This window comes from Amycolatopsis sp. NPDC003676 (assembly GCF_053587275.1).
This window is the reverse complement of sequence record NZ_JBSFNS010000010.1, coordinates 112,889-125,892: the sequence shown is the minus strand read 5'-3', so window position 1 is coordinate 125,892 and position 13,004 is coordinate 112,889. Positions and strand designations below refer to the sequence as shown.

The window sequence follows — 13,004 nt, the reverse complement described above, 5'->3', positions numbered from 1 at the left end:
TCCGGGCGTCAGTGTCGTTTCAGCAGCTGTGCCAAGTGGACGCCGCGTACTCCGGTCAGTTGATCGGCTTGGGTGCGGCAGGAGAAGCCGTCGGCGAGGAACACGGCATCCGGGTTGTCTCGCAAGGCCGGGAGCAGTGCGTTCTCCGCTACGGCGACGGAAACGTCGTAGTGTCCGCGTTCCATGCCGAAGTTCCCGGCCAGGCCGCAGCAGCCAGCGAGGGTGTGCAGTTCCGCTCCGGTCGTCGCCAGCAGAGCTTGGTCGGCCTCGAAACCCATCACCGAGTGATGGTGGCAATGCGGCTGCGCGACCACTGTGACGCCGGACAGATCGGGTGCTTGCCAGCCGTCGGTCTTGGCAAGGAGTTCAGCGAGCGTCGTGACCGCGGCGGAGATCGTTGCGGCGTCCGGATCGTCGGGGAACAGGTCCAGCAGATCGGACCGCAGGACGGCGGTGCACGACGGTTCGACGCCGACGATCGGGAGCCCGGCCTGCGCGTACGGGCGCAGCGTGTGCACGAGATCGCGGAGCTTCCGGCGGGCGGTGTCGAGCTGGCCGGTGGTGATCCAGGTGAGCCCGCAGCACGGCCGGCGCGGCGGGACGAGCACGCGATATCCGGCGTCGGCTAGCACGGCCGCGACCGCTTCGGCGACCTCGGTGTCCATGCCGTCCGAAAAGGAATCCGCCCACAGCACGACTTCCGGCCCCTGCTCGCGGATCCTTCGCCGGGACCGGGTGAACGGGCGGCGGGCGAACCTCGGTGCGCGGCGGCGTGTGTCCACTCCAGACAGTGCTAACAGGACCTTCTCGACTGGGCGCACCGACATCAGCGCATTGACGACGAGCGGGCCGAGAACCGGGATTCGGTGCAGCAGGCGGATCCAGTCCGGCAACCGGCCCAGCGTGTAATGCGACATAGGCCGGATCTTGTGCCGGTACTTCCGGTGTAGGGCCTCGGATTTGTACTGCGCCAGGTCCACTCCGGCCGGACAGTCGCTGCTGCATGCCTTGCAGGACAGGCAAAGGTCGAGCGATTCGTACACCGCGTCGTCCGACCAGCCGGACACCAGCGAGCCGTTCGCGACCTCCTGCAGCACCCGGGCGCGGCCGCGCGTGCTGTCCTTCTCGTCGCGAGTGGCCAGATAGGACGGACACATGAAGCCGCCGGCGGCCCGGTTGTCGGCGCGGCATTTCCCGACTCCGACGCAGCGGTGCACGGCGCGGGCGAAGTCGCCGCCGTCGTGCGAGAAGGAGAACCCGCCCGCGACGACCGGGAGCGGATGTGCTTGCGGGCGGCGGAGATCGGCGTCGAGCGGGTGCGGCCGGACGACGACGCCCGGGTTGAGGAGGTCGCCGGGATCGAACAGGTTTTTGACCGCGCCGAACAGTTCGATCGTCTCGGCCGAGTACATCTTCGGCAGCAGTTCGCCGCGCGCCCGGCCGTCGCCGTGCTCGCCGGAGAACGAGCCGCCGTAACCGACGACCAGATCCGCGGCGGCGGTCATGAACGCGCGGAATACCGACGCGTCGCGTTCGAGCGGCAGCCCGAGCCGGACGTGCACGCAGCCGTCGCCGAAGTGGCCGTACGGGAGCCCTTCGAGACCGTATTCGTCGAGGAGAGCGTCGAAATCCCGCAGGTACGCGCCGAGCCGTTCGGGCGGGACGGCGGCGTCTTCCCAGCCTGGCCAGGCTTGCTCGCCGGTCGGAGTCCGGCCAGCCAGCCCGGCTCCGTCCTCGCGGATCCGCCACATCGCGGCGGCCTCGGCGCCGTGGGCCAGCACGACGTGGTCGAGCGCCTGGGAATCATGGACGAGCCGCTCAGCGTTGTGCCGTGCCTCGGCTTCCGTCTCGCCGCCGACCTCGATCATCAGCCAGCCGCCGCCATCCGGGAGCGCGGGCACGTTGCCGCGATGGTGGCGCACGAGGTCGACCAGTCGCGCGTCGAGCCCCTCGACGGCCAGCGGCCGATGCGGCAACAGCCCGGGCACTACGTCGCCAGCCGTCGCCATGTCCGGATAGCCGAGCACGACCAGCAGCCGCGCGGGGGAGATGTCGACCAGGTCGACCGTCGCCTCCAGCGTGACCGTCAGGGTGCCTTCGGTGCCGACCAGCGCGCGGGCGAGCGAGCGGCCGTTCTCCGGCAGCAGGTGCTCGAGCGAGTAGCCGGAGACCTGACGGCTGAACCGGCCGAATTCGGTGCGCAGCAAGCTAAGCCGGGTGTCGATCAGTTCGGCGAGACCCGGCACCGCTTCGGAGGGGCCTGCGGTGAACTGGCGTCCGATGCCGTCGACCACGCTCAACTCGCGAACGTTGTCCGCGGTCCGGCCGTAGGCGATCGCGTGCGGGCCGCAGGCGTTGTTGCCGATCATGCCGCCGAGCGTCGCGCGGGCGTGCGTGGACGGGTCGGGACCGAAGCGCAGCCCGTGCGGCGCGGCGGCGCGCTGGAGGTCGGCGAGGACGACGCCGGGCTGGACGACCGCGGTCCGCGCTTGCGGGTCAAGGTCGACAATGCGGTTGAGGTGCCGCGAAAAGTCGATCACCATGCCCGGCCCGATCGCGTTGCCCGCGACCGACGTGCCCCCGCCGCGACTGGTCAGCGGGACACCGTGACGGCGGGCGATCTCGAGAGCCGCGAGAACGTCGCCAGTCTCTTTCGGGAGCACGACGACCTGCGGCACGACACGGTAATTGGACGCGTCCGTGGAGTACTCGGCGCGACGGCGGACGTCGGCGTGCACCTCGCCGCGAAGGTTCGCGCGGAGGTCGGCGAGCAGGTCAGTTTCGATGGGCATCCCGGCCTGAATTTAGGTGTTTGAAACTGTGCCGTCAATCCGTACGCTGACGCGATGACCTCGGGACGGAGGGGACCGCCGCCGGAGCTGGCCCGGGTGCGGCGGGTGAGCGTGGTGGATTCGCTGGTCGAAGAGATGACCCGCAAAATCCTCGGCGGCGAATGGCCTCCCGGGACCGCCCTGCCGTCGCTGCGGCACTTCGCGGCCTCGGCCGGGGTGTCGATGCTGACCGTCCGGGAAGCAGTCCGGACGCTGCAGGCGCGCGGCTGGGTCGAGACGCGCCAGGGCGTCGGAACGTTCGTACTGGAACCCTCGGCGGCGCGGTTCGTCCCGTGGCAGCTGGGCGCTTCGGACGTGGCGGAGTATCGCGAGCTGGTCGAGGCCAGGGAAGCGATCGAGTCGACCATCATCGCTCTGGCCGCTCGCCGTCGAACCGCCGCTGAGCTGGCGGTCTTGACGGACCTAGTCGACCGAATGGCGGCAGCTTTGACCGACCGCGACCGTTTCCTGGAAGCGGATGCGGAATTCCACGTCGCGCTGGCCGAAGCCGCACATAACCGGATCCTGCTGCGCAGCATGCTCGCGATCCGCCTCCCGCTGCGCCGCCTGATGGCCGACCGTCTCCTGGAGGAACTCACCGAACACGGCGACCTTTCCCGGTCGTGGGAAGACCACCGGACGATCGCGTCTGCGGTCCGCGCGGGTGCTTCGGAGCCAGGATGTGCCGCCCTGACACGAATCGCCGCCCGGGGCCGGTCCTATGTGGACTCGAAGCTAGCGGGTTTGCCGTCTGGTGGCCCGGGTAACCGGCCTACCGACGACTCCGGGAGGTGATCGAGGTGGCCGCGCACGTGGACGACGCCCTGTGGACGGAATTCCACCGGGTGGTGAACATGACCTCGCGGGAGCTGGCCGACTGGCTGCGCACCCGGGAAGCCGGCATGGAGACGGAGCCGCTGCCGGACCAGGCGGGTCCCGCGACCGGCCGTCAGGTGCTGTCGATCCTGGGCAAACGCCGGTCGGATGTGAACGAGCGCGATGTCGAGGTGATGCGCGACGTGGTGGACCGGGTGCACGCCTCGCGCCGGGACGACCTGGAACCGGTGGCAGGCGACGCGGGGTGGCGGCAGGGGTTGATGTCGCTGGGCCATGATCCGGTGAAACCGGTGCGGGACTGATCCTGGCCGGGTTCTCCAGGGTGGCCTCGGTAGCGCGCAAGGCTCGCCCTCGTCGCGACGGGCTCGGCACGCTGTATCCGTGAGGGGAACCCTGAGGGAATCAGATTCCCTCAGGGTTCCCCTCACGGACCTTCGCAGCAACGGAGCCACCCAGCCCATCTCGCCAGACGGTGCACAGCATCCGCTGATCGGCACCGCCACAACGAGCCCGCCCGCCCACCGCACTGCTGAGAAAGTTCCATGGGGTCCTACGAGTCTGGCGTGAGTGATTTCGTCGCGCCCGGCTCGGCTTGGGCGTGCTCGGCAGGAGGGAACCTGAAAGACTCGGCCCGCCAGGAGGGAACCCGAAAAGACCCGGCCCAGCAGGCATAAGCCCCGGGCCTCGGTGCGCCCCCGGGACGCACCGAGGCCTGGGGTTCTTCCCCTCGGCCGGTGGTTCGTGGTCAGCCGCCTGCCATGGCTCCGATGATCAGGAACGGTTCGGCTCCGGAAAGGACCGGGGCGGGCAGGGCGGTGTCCGGGGCGGTGTTCGACAGGTCTTCCTCGCAGGCGAAGAACCGGACGAACGCCCGGCGTTTGCCGGTGGTCGTGTCGCGGACCGTGCCGCGCAGTTGGGGGTACGCGCGTTCCAGGGCGTCCAGCAGGGTTTCCCGCGTCGGCGGGTCCTCTACCGGCAGCTGGATCTCCCCCTCGACCTTCGCCAGGCGGCGCAGGTGCGTGGGCAGCTTGACGCGGACGACGGTGGTCATCGCAGGGTTTGCACCTCGACCGAGCACACCGCGGGCAGGTCGCGCACGATCGGGGCCCAGCTTTCGCCCGCGTCGTTCGAGGCGTAGACCTGGCCGCCGGTGGTGCCGAAGTAGATGCCTGCTTCGTCGAGGGAGTCGACGGCCATCGCGTCGCGCAGGATGTTCACGTAGCAGTTTTCCTGCGGCAGGCCGGCGGTGAGCGGTTCCCATTCGTCGCCGCCGGTGCGGCTGCGGTACACGCGCAGTTTGCCCTCCGGCGGATAGTGCTCGGAATCGCTGCGGATCGGGACCACGTACACGGTTTCCGGTTCGTGCGGGTGCACCGCGATCGGGAAACCGAAGTCGCTCGGCAGGTTGCCGCTGATCTCGCGCCAGTTGTCGCCCGCGTCGTCCGAGCGCATCACGTCCCAGTGCTTCTGCATGAACAGCACGTCGGGCCGCGACGGGTGCAGGGCGATGCGGTGCACGCAATGGCCGACCTCGGCATCCGGGTCCGGGATGCCCTCGGAGTGCAGGCCGCGGTTGATCGGCTGCCAGGTTTCGCCGCTGTTGTCGCTGCGGAACGCGCCCGCGGCGGAGATCGCGGTGAACATCCGCTTCGAGTTCCGCGGGTCGAGGATGATCGTGTGCAGGCACAGCCCGCCCGCGCCCGGCTGCCAGCCCGGCCCGGACGTGTGCTTGCGCAGCCCGGTCAGCTCCCGCCAGCTCTTCCCGCCGTCGGTGCTGCGGTAGAGCGCCGCGTCCTGCGCGCCCGCGTACACCGTGTCCGGGTCGGTCAGCGACGGTTCCAGGTGCCAGATCCGGGTGAACTCCCACGGCTTCGGCGTTCCGTCGTACCAGAGGTGCTCGCCCGCCCCGCCCTCGTAGACGAACTCGTGGTCGACCTGGTTCCAGGTCTTCCCGCCGTCGTCGGAACGCTGGATCAGCTGCCCGAACCAGGACGTGGACTGCGACGCGTACAGCCGGTCCGGGTCCGCGGGCGAGCCGGCGAGGTGGTAGACCTCCCAGCCGCCGAAGTGCGGGCCGTCGACCTCCCACCGCGTGCGTCCCTCGTCCGAGGTGAGGATGAACGCGCCCTTGCGCGTGCCGACCAATACTCGAACTCCAGGCATGCTTTCTCCCTGACAACGGGCTGTGACCTGGTTCAACCTAACCTCGCCAGCCGGGAGCCGCCTCTCCATTCTTGCGCTCCCTCCGACGCCAGCGGAGGCAGCGCGACCAGCACCGGAGGCGACCACGCGGGCGCGACCTCCAGCCGGACGTCCTGGCGCAGCGGCACCGGCCCGGCCCGGATCCGCACCGGGCGCGCGGCCGACCCGACCGCCTGCACGCTCGGCGCGAGCTGCGCGCGCGGATCGCCAGCTGAGGGCAGCGCGCAGGCGAGCAGCCGGTAGGTGCCTGGAGGCACGTCGAAGAGGGTGAACTCGAGGTCGGGCCCGAGCAGCGAGCCGCTGACCGGGACGCCGCGCGCCGACGACCCGGCGAACAACCCGACGTACACCGCCGGCGCCCCGTCGAGCGCGGCGACCGCCGCCGGGCTCAGCAGCGCGCGGCCGGTGACGGCTCCGCCCGCGCAGTCCGGGCCCGCGACCCGCACCGGTTCCGGCGGGTGCTCGGCGAGGAGGCCGGGCAGCTGCCGGAACCGGTGCGGGCTCACCCCGACCGCCGCGGTGAAGCGCGTGGTGAACGTGCCCGGCGCGGAGAACCCGACCTCGTGGCAGATGTCGACCACCTTCTCGCCGGTGTCCAGCAGCAATTCCTTGGCGAGCTGGAAGCGTTGCGCGGCAAGGAATTTCCCCGGCGGCAGGCCGATCTCCCGCTCGAACGCGCGCGCCAGGTGGAACGGGCTGTACCGGACGTGGTCGGCCACGTCCTCGAGCGTGAGCTGCCGGGTGCGTCCGGCGGCCAGGAACCTCGCCGCCTCGAGCACGGCGTCCCGCATGTGCACACCTCCTCGGATGTGCCGTCATGGTAAATCCGGGGACCGACAATTCCGGGCGTCCGCTGTTTGCGGCTCGATGACGACGGGCCGGGCGTGGACGTTTGACGCAGTCGGGCAGCGAGTTGTGGGTGAGATACGGCGGAGCGAGGCAGCTGCTGGGCGCGGATCCAGGGCGATCCGGGGTGACAGTTGAGTACGCAGCCGTCCGCCAGTTGCTGCGAAGCGAGGCAATTCGGCTACTCGCTTTTACCGCGGTGCGAAACCGGTGTGCAGCGGGATCGGCCGCCGCGGCTGCTCGCCTTCCGAGGGTCACTTCGCCGCGGCGCGGCTGGCGTTGAAACGCGCCTTCTTCTGCCGGTTCCCGCACGTGTTCATGTCGCACCAGCGACGGGTGCGGCTCTGGCTGGTGTCGAAGAAGGCGGCCTGGCAGGTCGGCGAGGCGCACAAGGCCAGTTTTCCGTCGCGTTCGCCGGAGATGATGCTGATCGCGTCGGCGGCGATCACGCCGAGGGCGTCTTCGACGGAGGTGAGCTGCCAGCGCCGTTCGCCGTCAGGCGTCAGGACGGCTGCGGCGCGGCCCTGGGCACTGCGGTCGTTGATGACCTGGACGGCGGACGCGGGCAGCGCCTCGTGGCGTGCGGCCGCGGTCGCGGCGGCGTGAATCGACTCCCGCAGTTCCTTGGCGAGTTCGAGCTGGTCAGCGCTACAGGACTCCACGGCCAGGCCGCTCACCGCCAGCCAGTCGGCGAGCCGCTCGGGGGTGGGAATGCGCTCGACAGCGTCGCCGCAGCGTTCGGTGAGAGTCGCCGTGAAGCTCGTCGCGAGCACAGTGCCGAGGCGGAAGTCAGGGAACGCGGAAGGCATGGAACCAGCTTAGCCGGTTGCGCTCGAGTGCGGCCGGCTGCTAGAACCGTCTTAGCCGGTTCCACTTCATCGAGGAGGACTCATGACCGCTCTGACCAGCGAGGTAGAGGCGTTCGAGGCCCGCGCGACGGACGCTGACCTCGAAGATCTGCGGGCTCGACTAGCCGCGGCGAGGCTTCCGGAGGCCGAAACGGTGCACGGCCCCCGCCGATGGGATCAGGGCGTTCCGCTCGCTGATCTGGTCGATCTCGTGAACTACTGGCGCACTGAGTACGACTGGCGGGCCTTCGAGGAGCGTCTTGACCGGATCGGTCAGTTCCGCACGACGATTGACGGCCTGGGAATCCACTTCCTGCACCGCCGGTCCCCGCGTGCGGATGCCACTCCGCTGATCATGACGCACGGGTGGCCGGGCAGCATCGCGGAGTTCGTCGACGTCGTGGACGAATTGGCGGATCCGGACGACGCCAGCGCACCGGCGTTTCATGTCGTGGCTCCGTCGCTGCCGGGCTTTGGCTACAGCGACAAGCCGACGACTACCGGGTGGGGGACGGAAAAGATCGCCGCCGCGTGGGTGGAGTTGATGGGGAAGCTCGGTTATCGCCGATTCTTGGCGCACGGCGGCGACTGGGGCGGCAATATCACCACGGTTCTCGCCGGCCGGTTTCCGGAGCACGTTCTCGGCGTCCACACGTTGTTCGCTGAAGGGCCGCCCGGGTTGTCGACGGAGGGGCTGACGGCGGACGAACTCAGGTGGACTGAGAAGACTCGCCATTTCTGGCGGCACCGTGCGGCGTACGCCAAGCAGCAGGCCACGAGGCCGCAGACCATCGGGTACTCGCTCGTCGACTCGCCGGTCGGGCTTCTTGCCTGGCTCGTGGACAAGTTCGCGGAGTGGTCGGACACTGAGGACAGTCCTTTCGAGACTATCTCTCGCGACCGCGTGCTCGACGATGTCACGTTGTACTGGCTGACCCGGTCCGGTGCGTCGGCGGCCCGGATCTATTACGAGAGCCACAATTCGCTGGATCCGGAGCTTCGGGTGGATGTTCCGGCGGCGGTCACCATGTATCCCCGCGATACCGAGAAAACCCCTCGGCCTTGGGCGCGGGAGCGGTTCCGGCAGATCGTCCGGTGGCGGGAGCCGGAACGGGGCGGGCATTTCCCGTCGTTGGAAGTGCCGGGGTATTTCGTCCGGGATCTGCGGGAGGGGCTCGCCGCGGTGTTGCGGGGGTGACAAATGGCAGGGGTCCGGTGCGTCGTCGGCTGGTGTGGTGAATCGGCAACTCCGATCCGAAGAGGAGAGCCGAATGCGAAAGATCATGCCGGTCGCGCTTGCCGTAGCGACACTGGCGGGGGTGGTGTCGGCGGCCCCCGCGTCGGCCGAGCCGTTGCGGTGGGGCGCCTGTCCGGGCGGCGGGCCACTGCAGTGCACGACGGTGGCCGTTCCGCTGGACTACCGGTATCCGGACGGGCGGAAGATCGATATCGCGGTGTCCCGGCTGTCCGCGGCGAAACCGGAGAAACGGCGCGGGGTGCTGCTGGTCAATCCCGGCGGTCCGGGCTTGTCCGGATTGCGCGTCCCGGTCGCGCAGCCGTTTCCGCAGGCAGTGCGGGACAGCTACGACATCGTCGGATTCGACCCGCGCGGGATCGGCTCCAGCGCCGGGCTGACCTGCGGGCTGAACGACGCTGACAAGGCGCTCGCGGCCAACCCGCCTTATCCGCACAATCCGGCGGAGGTGGCGAAATCGGCCGCGCTGGCGGAGCGGATCGCCAAGCAGTGCACCAGTTCGGAGACTGCCGACCTGCTGCCGTTCATCACTACCGCCAACACGGCGCGGGACATGGACCGGGTGCGGGAAGCCTTGGGGGAGGCGAAGATTTCCTATTACGGGGAGTCGTACGGCACCTATCTCGGGGCGGTGTACACGACATTGTTCCCGGAGCGCGGCGATCGAGTGGTGCTGGACAGCAGTTTGCCGCCCGAGGGATACGACGTCGAGGCGTTGCGAGCGCAGGGCATGGGATTCCAGCTGCGGTTTCCCGACTTCGCGAAGTATGCCGCGAAGCACGAGCAGGAATACCACCTCGGCGCGACTCCAGCGGACGTGACGGCGAAGTACTACGAGCTGGCCGATCGGCTGGATGCGAAGCCGGAGTCCGGGTTCGACGGTACGGCGTTCCGCGGCTTCACGTCCGGGGAGCTTCGGAATGACGGCAGCTTCCAAGAGCTGGCCACGTATTGGCATCTCCTCGACACGCATCAGCCGCTTCCCGTCGCGGCAACGGCGAAGGCGGGCGATCGTGGCAGCTTCCCGGTCGGCTACCTCGGGGTGCTCTGCGGGGATTCGCGGTGGCCGACGTCGGTGCGGACCTACCAGCGGAATGTCGAGGTCGACCGGGCGCGCTATCCGATGTACGGCGCGTATACCGCCAATATCCGGGCGTGCGCGTACTGGCCCGCGCCTGCGGAGCCGAAGGTGCGCATCACCGGCAACGGACCGGCGAACGTGCTGATGGTGCAGAACCTTCGCGACCCGGCCACGCCGCTGCCCGGGGCGCTGCGCACGCGATGGGCGTTCGGGGCCCGGGCTCGGATGGTCACCGCCGACCAGGGCGGGCACGTCGCTTACGGTGCTGGCGCGAACAAGTGCCTGAACGACACGGCGACGGCATACCTGGTCGGCGGAGATTTCCCAGCCCACGACCGTTTCTGCCCGGTTGAGCATTCCTGATCCGTGAGGGGAACCCCGAGGGAATCAGAGTCCCTCAGGGTTCCCCTCACGGCTATTCGGCGGCGAAGATAGGCGCGAAGAACGCGGCCAGTTCCGCAGTGGCGCTGAGGGGAAGGACATTCGCGACGTACTGGTCCGGCCGGACCACCACGACCGCACCTCCGGGTGAGATTCCGCGGGCGGCGAAGATGTCGTCCGCCGGATCCGCCGCGTAAACTTTTTCGTAGTCGATCAGCGAGAAGGGGCCAGTTCGCGGCAGGAAGACCTCCGGGACTTCGCCGAGGTCGATGTCCTCGTACGGCCCGGGATAGATCACCTTGATGTCGAACCAGGCGTCGGAGTCCAGGTTCTTCGGAGTATGGGCGACAACGGGAGAGTCCGGCGAACTGCCCAGCCACTCGGCGAATCCGGCAACCGAAACAGGCTCGGCCGGGGCGAAAACGTAGATGCGCCAACGACCGTCGGCCTGTGCGTGATGTCCTAAGTGGACCAGGTTCGCGTCGCAGACCCGCATGACGGGAGCCGACTTGAAGCGTTTGCCGATCGGGAACCCGGTCGCCAGGTCCTGGTGCGCTGGCGAGGCGATGAGCACCGAAGGCTGGTAGCACGTCATGAAACCGGACGGGAATTCGAAGGTCTTCACGTAGAACTCTTCCAGCTCCGCCGGATCGGCCAGATCCTCCGGCCGGGTCGCCATCAGCGTCGACCATTCCTTGTCGAAGTCGATGAGGTTTTTCGCGATCAGCTGGCGTTCCGCGGAGTAGGTGGCCAGCAGCGAAGCGGGACCGCGGCCGTCCAGCACGTGGCCGAGTTTCCAGCCGATGTTGAACCCGTCCTGCATCGAGACGTTCATGCCCTGTCCGGCTTTCGCACTGTGCGTGTGGCAGGCGTCGCCGGTGATGAAGACGCGGGGCAGACGGGTTTCGCCGACGAGCACATCGTCGAATTTGTCGGTGAGACGATGACCGACCTCGTACACGCTGTGCCAGGCCACATTCTTCACGTCCACAGTGTAGGGACGCATGATCGCGTTGGCGCGCGCGATGATCTGCTCGATCGTCGTCTTCCGGACGGCCCCGTGGTCGTCCTCGGAAACCTCGCCCAGATCGACGTACATCCGGAACAGCGCACCGCCTTCGCGGGGGATCAGCAGGATGTTGCCGCCGTCGTGGGACTGGATGGCGCATTTCGTCCGGATGTCCGGGAAATCGGTGACGGCGAGGACGTCCATCACGCCCCACGCGTGCAAAGCCTGGTCACCGACGAGTTCCCGGCCGATCGACTCCCGCACCGCGCTGCGCGCGCCGTCGCAGCCGACCACGTATTTGGCTCGGACAACACGATCCTCGCCGGCACGCGGGCCGGCGGTATGGCGCAGCGTGACGGAAACCGGATATTCGTCGCCCTCGGTAATGGCCAGCGACTGGAATTCCAAGCCGAAATCGGGCGTCATCCGGCTCGGCGAGTTGGCCATGTACTCGGCGAAATAGTCCTGCACCCGGGCCTGGTTCACGATGAGGTGCGGGAATTCGCTGATCCCGGTGGGGTCGTCGGGCACCCGCGACGAGCGGACAATGCGCTTCGGGTCGGCGGGATCGGGCTTCCAGAACGACATCGTGGTGATCCGGTACGCCTCTTCGACGATCCGGTTCGCGAAGCCGAACGCCTGGAACGTTTCGACGCTGCGCGCCTGGATCCCGTCCGCCTGGCCGACTTCGAGCCGTCCGCCGCGGCGTTCGACGATGCGCGTGGTGACGTTCGGGAACCGGGACAGCTGCGCGGCGGTGATCATGCCCGCCGGGCCGGTGCCCACGATCAGCACGTCGACCTCGTCCGGCAGTTCCGCGGGCCGGTCGATCCCGGTTCCGGCGGCGGGGAGGACGCGCGGTTCGCCGGAAACGTAGCCGTGGTGGTGGAACTGCATAAGTTTCCTCACTTCGCTGTGAAGCACCATGGGGACCGTGTTCGATAATAGAACTTGTTGTTCAATTATTGAGTACATCGATGCTAAGGTGGGCCGCTCCGGTGCACAAGACCCCGCGGGGAAGGACCGAGTCGTGACGGAAGCCAAGCAAGCGGCCGGGTCGCAGACGTTGTCGCGCGGGCTCACCGCGCTGGAAGTTCTCGCCGAGGCCGACGCGCCGTTGTCGATCGGCGAGCTGGCCGCGCGACTCGGGCTGCACCGGTCGATCACCTACCGCATCGTGCGCACGCTGGAGGACCACGGCCTGGTCGTGCGCGGCGCGAACGGCGAGCTGGAGCTGGGGGCGCGGCTGGCGGCGTTGGCGCGCAACGTTTCCCGAGATCTGCAGTCGACGGCGTTGCCCGAGCTGACTGTGCTTGCGAACGAACTGGGCATGACGGCGTTCCTCGCGACGCTCGACGGCGAGGATTCCGTCGTCACGTTGGCCAGCGTCGAGCCGCGACAGGCGACGGCTGCGGTGGCGCAGCGGCCCGGCAGCCGGCATCCGATCACCGACGGCGCACCGGGTCGTGCGATCCTGCAGCAGTTGCGCGGGGAGAAAGCGCCGTACGAAACCAGTCACGACGAGGTGATTCCCGGGCTGTCGTCGATCGCGGTGCCGCTCGCGGTGCCCGGGCAGCATCCGGCGGCGCTGGCGGTGGTGTATTTGACCGGTCCGGCTGATATCTCAGCGATCGGCGAACGCTTGGCGCAGGCGGCGCAGGTGATCCGGGCCGAACTGCATCCGTAATGGACGCGGTGGACAGCGGCCGGGCCC

The 13,004-nt window shown here is 68.7% G+C and carries 11 protein-coding genes; 5 read left to right on the top strand and 6 right to left on the bottom strand.

From position 1 onward, the window contains the following. Positions 1 to 8: 8 nt before the first annotated feature. Positions 9 to 2,792: an FAD-binding and (Fe-S)-binding domain-containing protein gene (locus ACWDNU_RS09140; RefSeq protein WP_449668401.1), complete on the bottom strand. Its 2,784-nt coding sequence runs from the start codon at positions 2,790 to 2,792 to the stop codon at positions 9 to 11. Positions 2,793 to 2,846: 54 nt separating this feature from the next. Between ACWDNU_RS09140 and ACWDNU_RS09135 the strand changes: the two genes are divergently transcribed. Beyond that, positions 2,847 to 3,626, top strand: coding sequence for a FadR/GntR family transcriptional regulator (locus ACWDNU_RS09135; protein ID WP_449668400.1), 780 nt, complete (start codon positions 2,847 to 2,849; stop codon positions 3,624 to 3,626). A gap of 5 nt (positions 3,627 to 3,631) precedes the next feature. Next, entirely contained in the window at positions 3,632 to 3,970 is a 339-nt protein-coding gene (locus ACWDNU_RS09130; RefSeq protein WP_449668399.1) for a DUF3140 domain-containing protein, read from the top strand. Positions 3,971 to 4,413: 443 nt separating this feature from the next. On the opposite strand, the gene ACWDNU_RS09125 is transcribed toward ACWDNU_RS09130, so the two are convergent. The 4 genes from ACWDNU_RS09125 to ACWDNU_RS09110 form a co-directional block, all read right to left on the bottom strand. Then, a complete protein-coding gene (locus tag ACWDNU_RS09125) occupies positions 4,414 to 4,719 on the bottom strand; it encodes a MoaD/ThiS family protein (protein WP_354748083.1) in 306 nt (101 codons plus the stop codon). Then, on the bottom strand, positions 4,716 to 5,831 hold the full coding sequence (locus ACWDNU_RS09120; RefSeq protein ID WP_449668398.1) for a WD40/YVTN/BNR-like repeat-containing protein: 1,116 nt from the start codon (positions 5,829 to 5,831) through the stop codon (positions 4,716 to 4,718). The genes ACWDNU_RS09125 and ACWDNU_RS09120 overlap by 4 nt, the downstream gene beginning before the upstream one ends. 32 nt (positions 5,832 to 5,863) lie before the next feature. Continuing rightward, entirely contained in the window at positions 5,864 to 6,661 is a 798-nt protein-coding gene (locus ACWDNU_RS09115) for a helix-turn-helix transcriptional regulator (protein ID WP_370938185.1), read from the bottom strand. A 309-nt stretch (positions 6,662 to 6,970) separates the two neighbouring features. Next, positions 6,971 to 7,525: a CGNR zinc finger domain-containing protein gene (locus tag ACWDNU_RS09110; protein ID WP_449668397.1), complete on the bottom strand. Its 555-nt coding sequence runs from the start codon at positions 7,523 to 7,525 to the stop codon at positions 6,971 to 6,973. 82 nt (positions 7,526 to 7,607) lie between these two features. Between ACWDNU_RS09110 and ACWDNU_RS09105 the strand changes: the two genes are divergently transcribed. Together ACWDNU_RS09105 and ACWDNU_RS09100 are read left to right on the top strand one after the other, a co-directional pair. Beyond that, entirely contained in the window at positions 7,608 to 8,762 is a 1,155-nt protein-coding gene (locus ACWDNU_RS09105) for an epoxide hydrolase family protein (RefSeq protein ID WP_449668396.1), read from the top strand. Between the two features lie 73 nt (positions 8,763 to 8,835). Then, complete coding sequence (locus tag ACWDNU_RS09100; protein ID WP_449668395.1) at positions 8,836 to 10,263, top strand: alpha/beta hydrolase; 1,428 nt, start codon at positions 8,836 to 8,838, stop codon at positions 10,261 to 10,263. A 52-nt stretch (positions 10,264 to 10,315) separates the two neighbouring features. Here the strand turns inward: ACWDNU_RS09100 and ACWDNU_RS09095 are convergent, their stop codons facing one another. After that, entirely contained in the window at positions 10,316 to 12,187 is a 1,872-nt protein-coding gene (locus ACWDNU_RS09095; RefSeq protein WP_449668394.1) for an FAD-binding monooxygenase, read from the bottom strand. 133 nt (positions 12,188 to 12,320) lie between these two features. Between ACWDNU_RS09095 and ACWDNU_RS09090 the strand changes: the two genes are divergently transcribed. Further along, positions 12,321 to 12,977: an IclR family transcriptional regulator gene (locus ACWDNU_RS09090; RefSeq protein WP_370938180.1), complete on the top strand. Its 657-nt coding sequence runs from the start codon at positions 12,321 to 12,323 to the stop codon at positions 12,975 to 12,977. The last annotated feature ends 27 nt before the right edge of the window (positions 12,978 to 13,004 follow it).

Coding starts and splice junctions, on each gene's coding strand:
- ACWDNU_RS09135 (WP_449668400.1), top strand. CDS start 2,847: ATGACCTCGGGACGGAGGGGACCGCCGCCGGAGCTGGCCCGGGTGCGG.
- ACWDNU_RS09120 (WP_449668398.1), bottom strand. CDS start 5,831: ATGCCTGGAGTTCGAGTATTGGTCGGCACGCGCAAGGGCGCGTTCATC.
- ACWDNU_RS09105 (WP_449668396.1), top strand. CDS start 7,608: ATGACCGCTCTGACCAGCGAGGTAGAGGCGTTCGAGGCCCGCGCGACG.
- ACWDNU_RS09095 (WP_449668394.1), bottom strand. CDS start 12,187: ATGCAGTTCCACCACCACGGCTACGTTTCCGGCGAACCGCGCGTCCTC.
- ACWDNU_RS09100 (WP_449668395.1), top strand. CDS start 8,836: ATGCGAAAGATCATGCCGGTCGCGCTTGCCGTAGCGACACTGGCGGGG.
- ACWDNU_RS09110 (WP_449668397.1), bottom strand. CDS start 7,525: ATGCCTTCCGCGTTCCCTGACTTCCGCCTCGGCACTGTGCTCGCGACG.
- ACWDNU_RS09125 (WP_354748083.1), bottom strand. CDS start 4,719: ATGACCACCGTCGTCCGCGTCAAGCTGCCCACGCACCTGCGCCGCCTG.
- ACWDNU_RS09115 (WP_370938185.1), bottom strand. CDS start 6,661: ATGCGGGACGCCGTGCTCGAGGCGGCGAGGTTCCTGGCCGCCGGACGC.
- ACWDNU_RS09140 (WP_449668401.1), bottom strand. CDS start 2,792: ATGCCCATCGAAACTGACCTGCTCGCCGACCTCCGCGCGAACCTTCGC.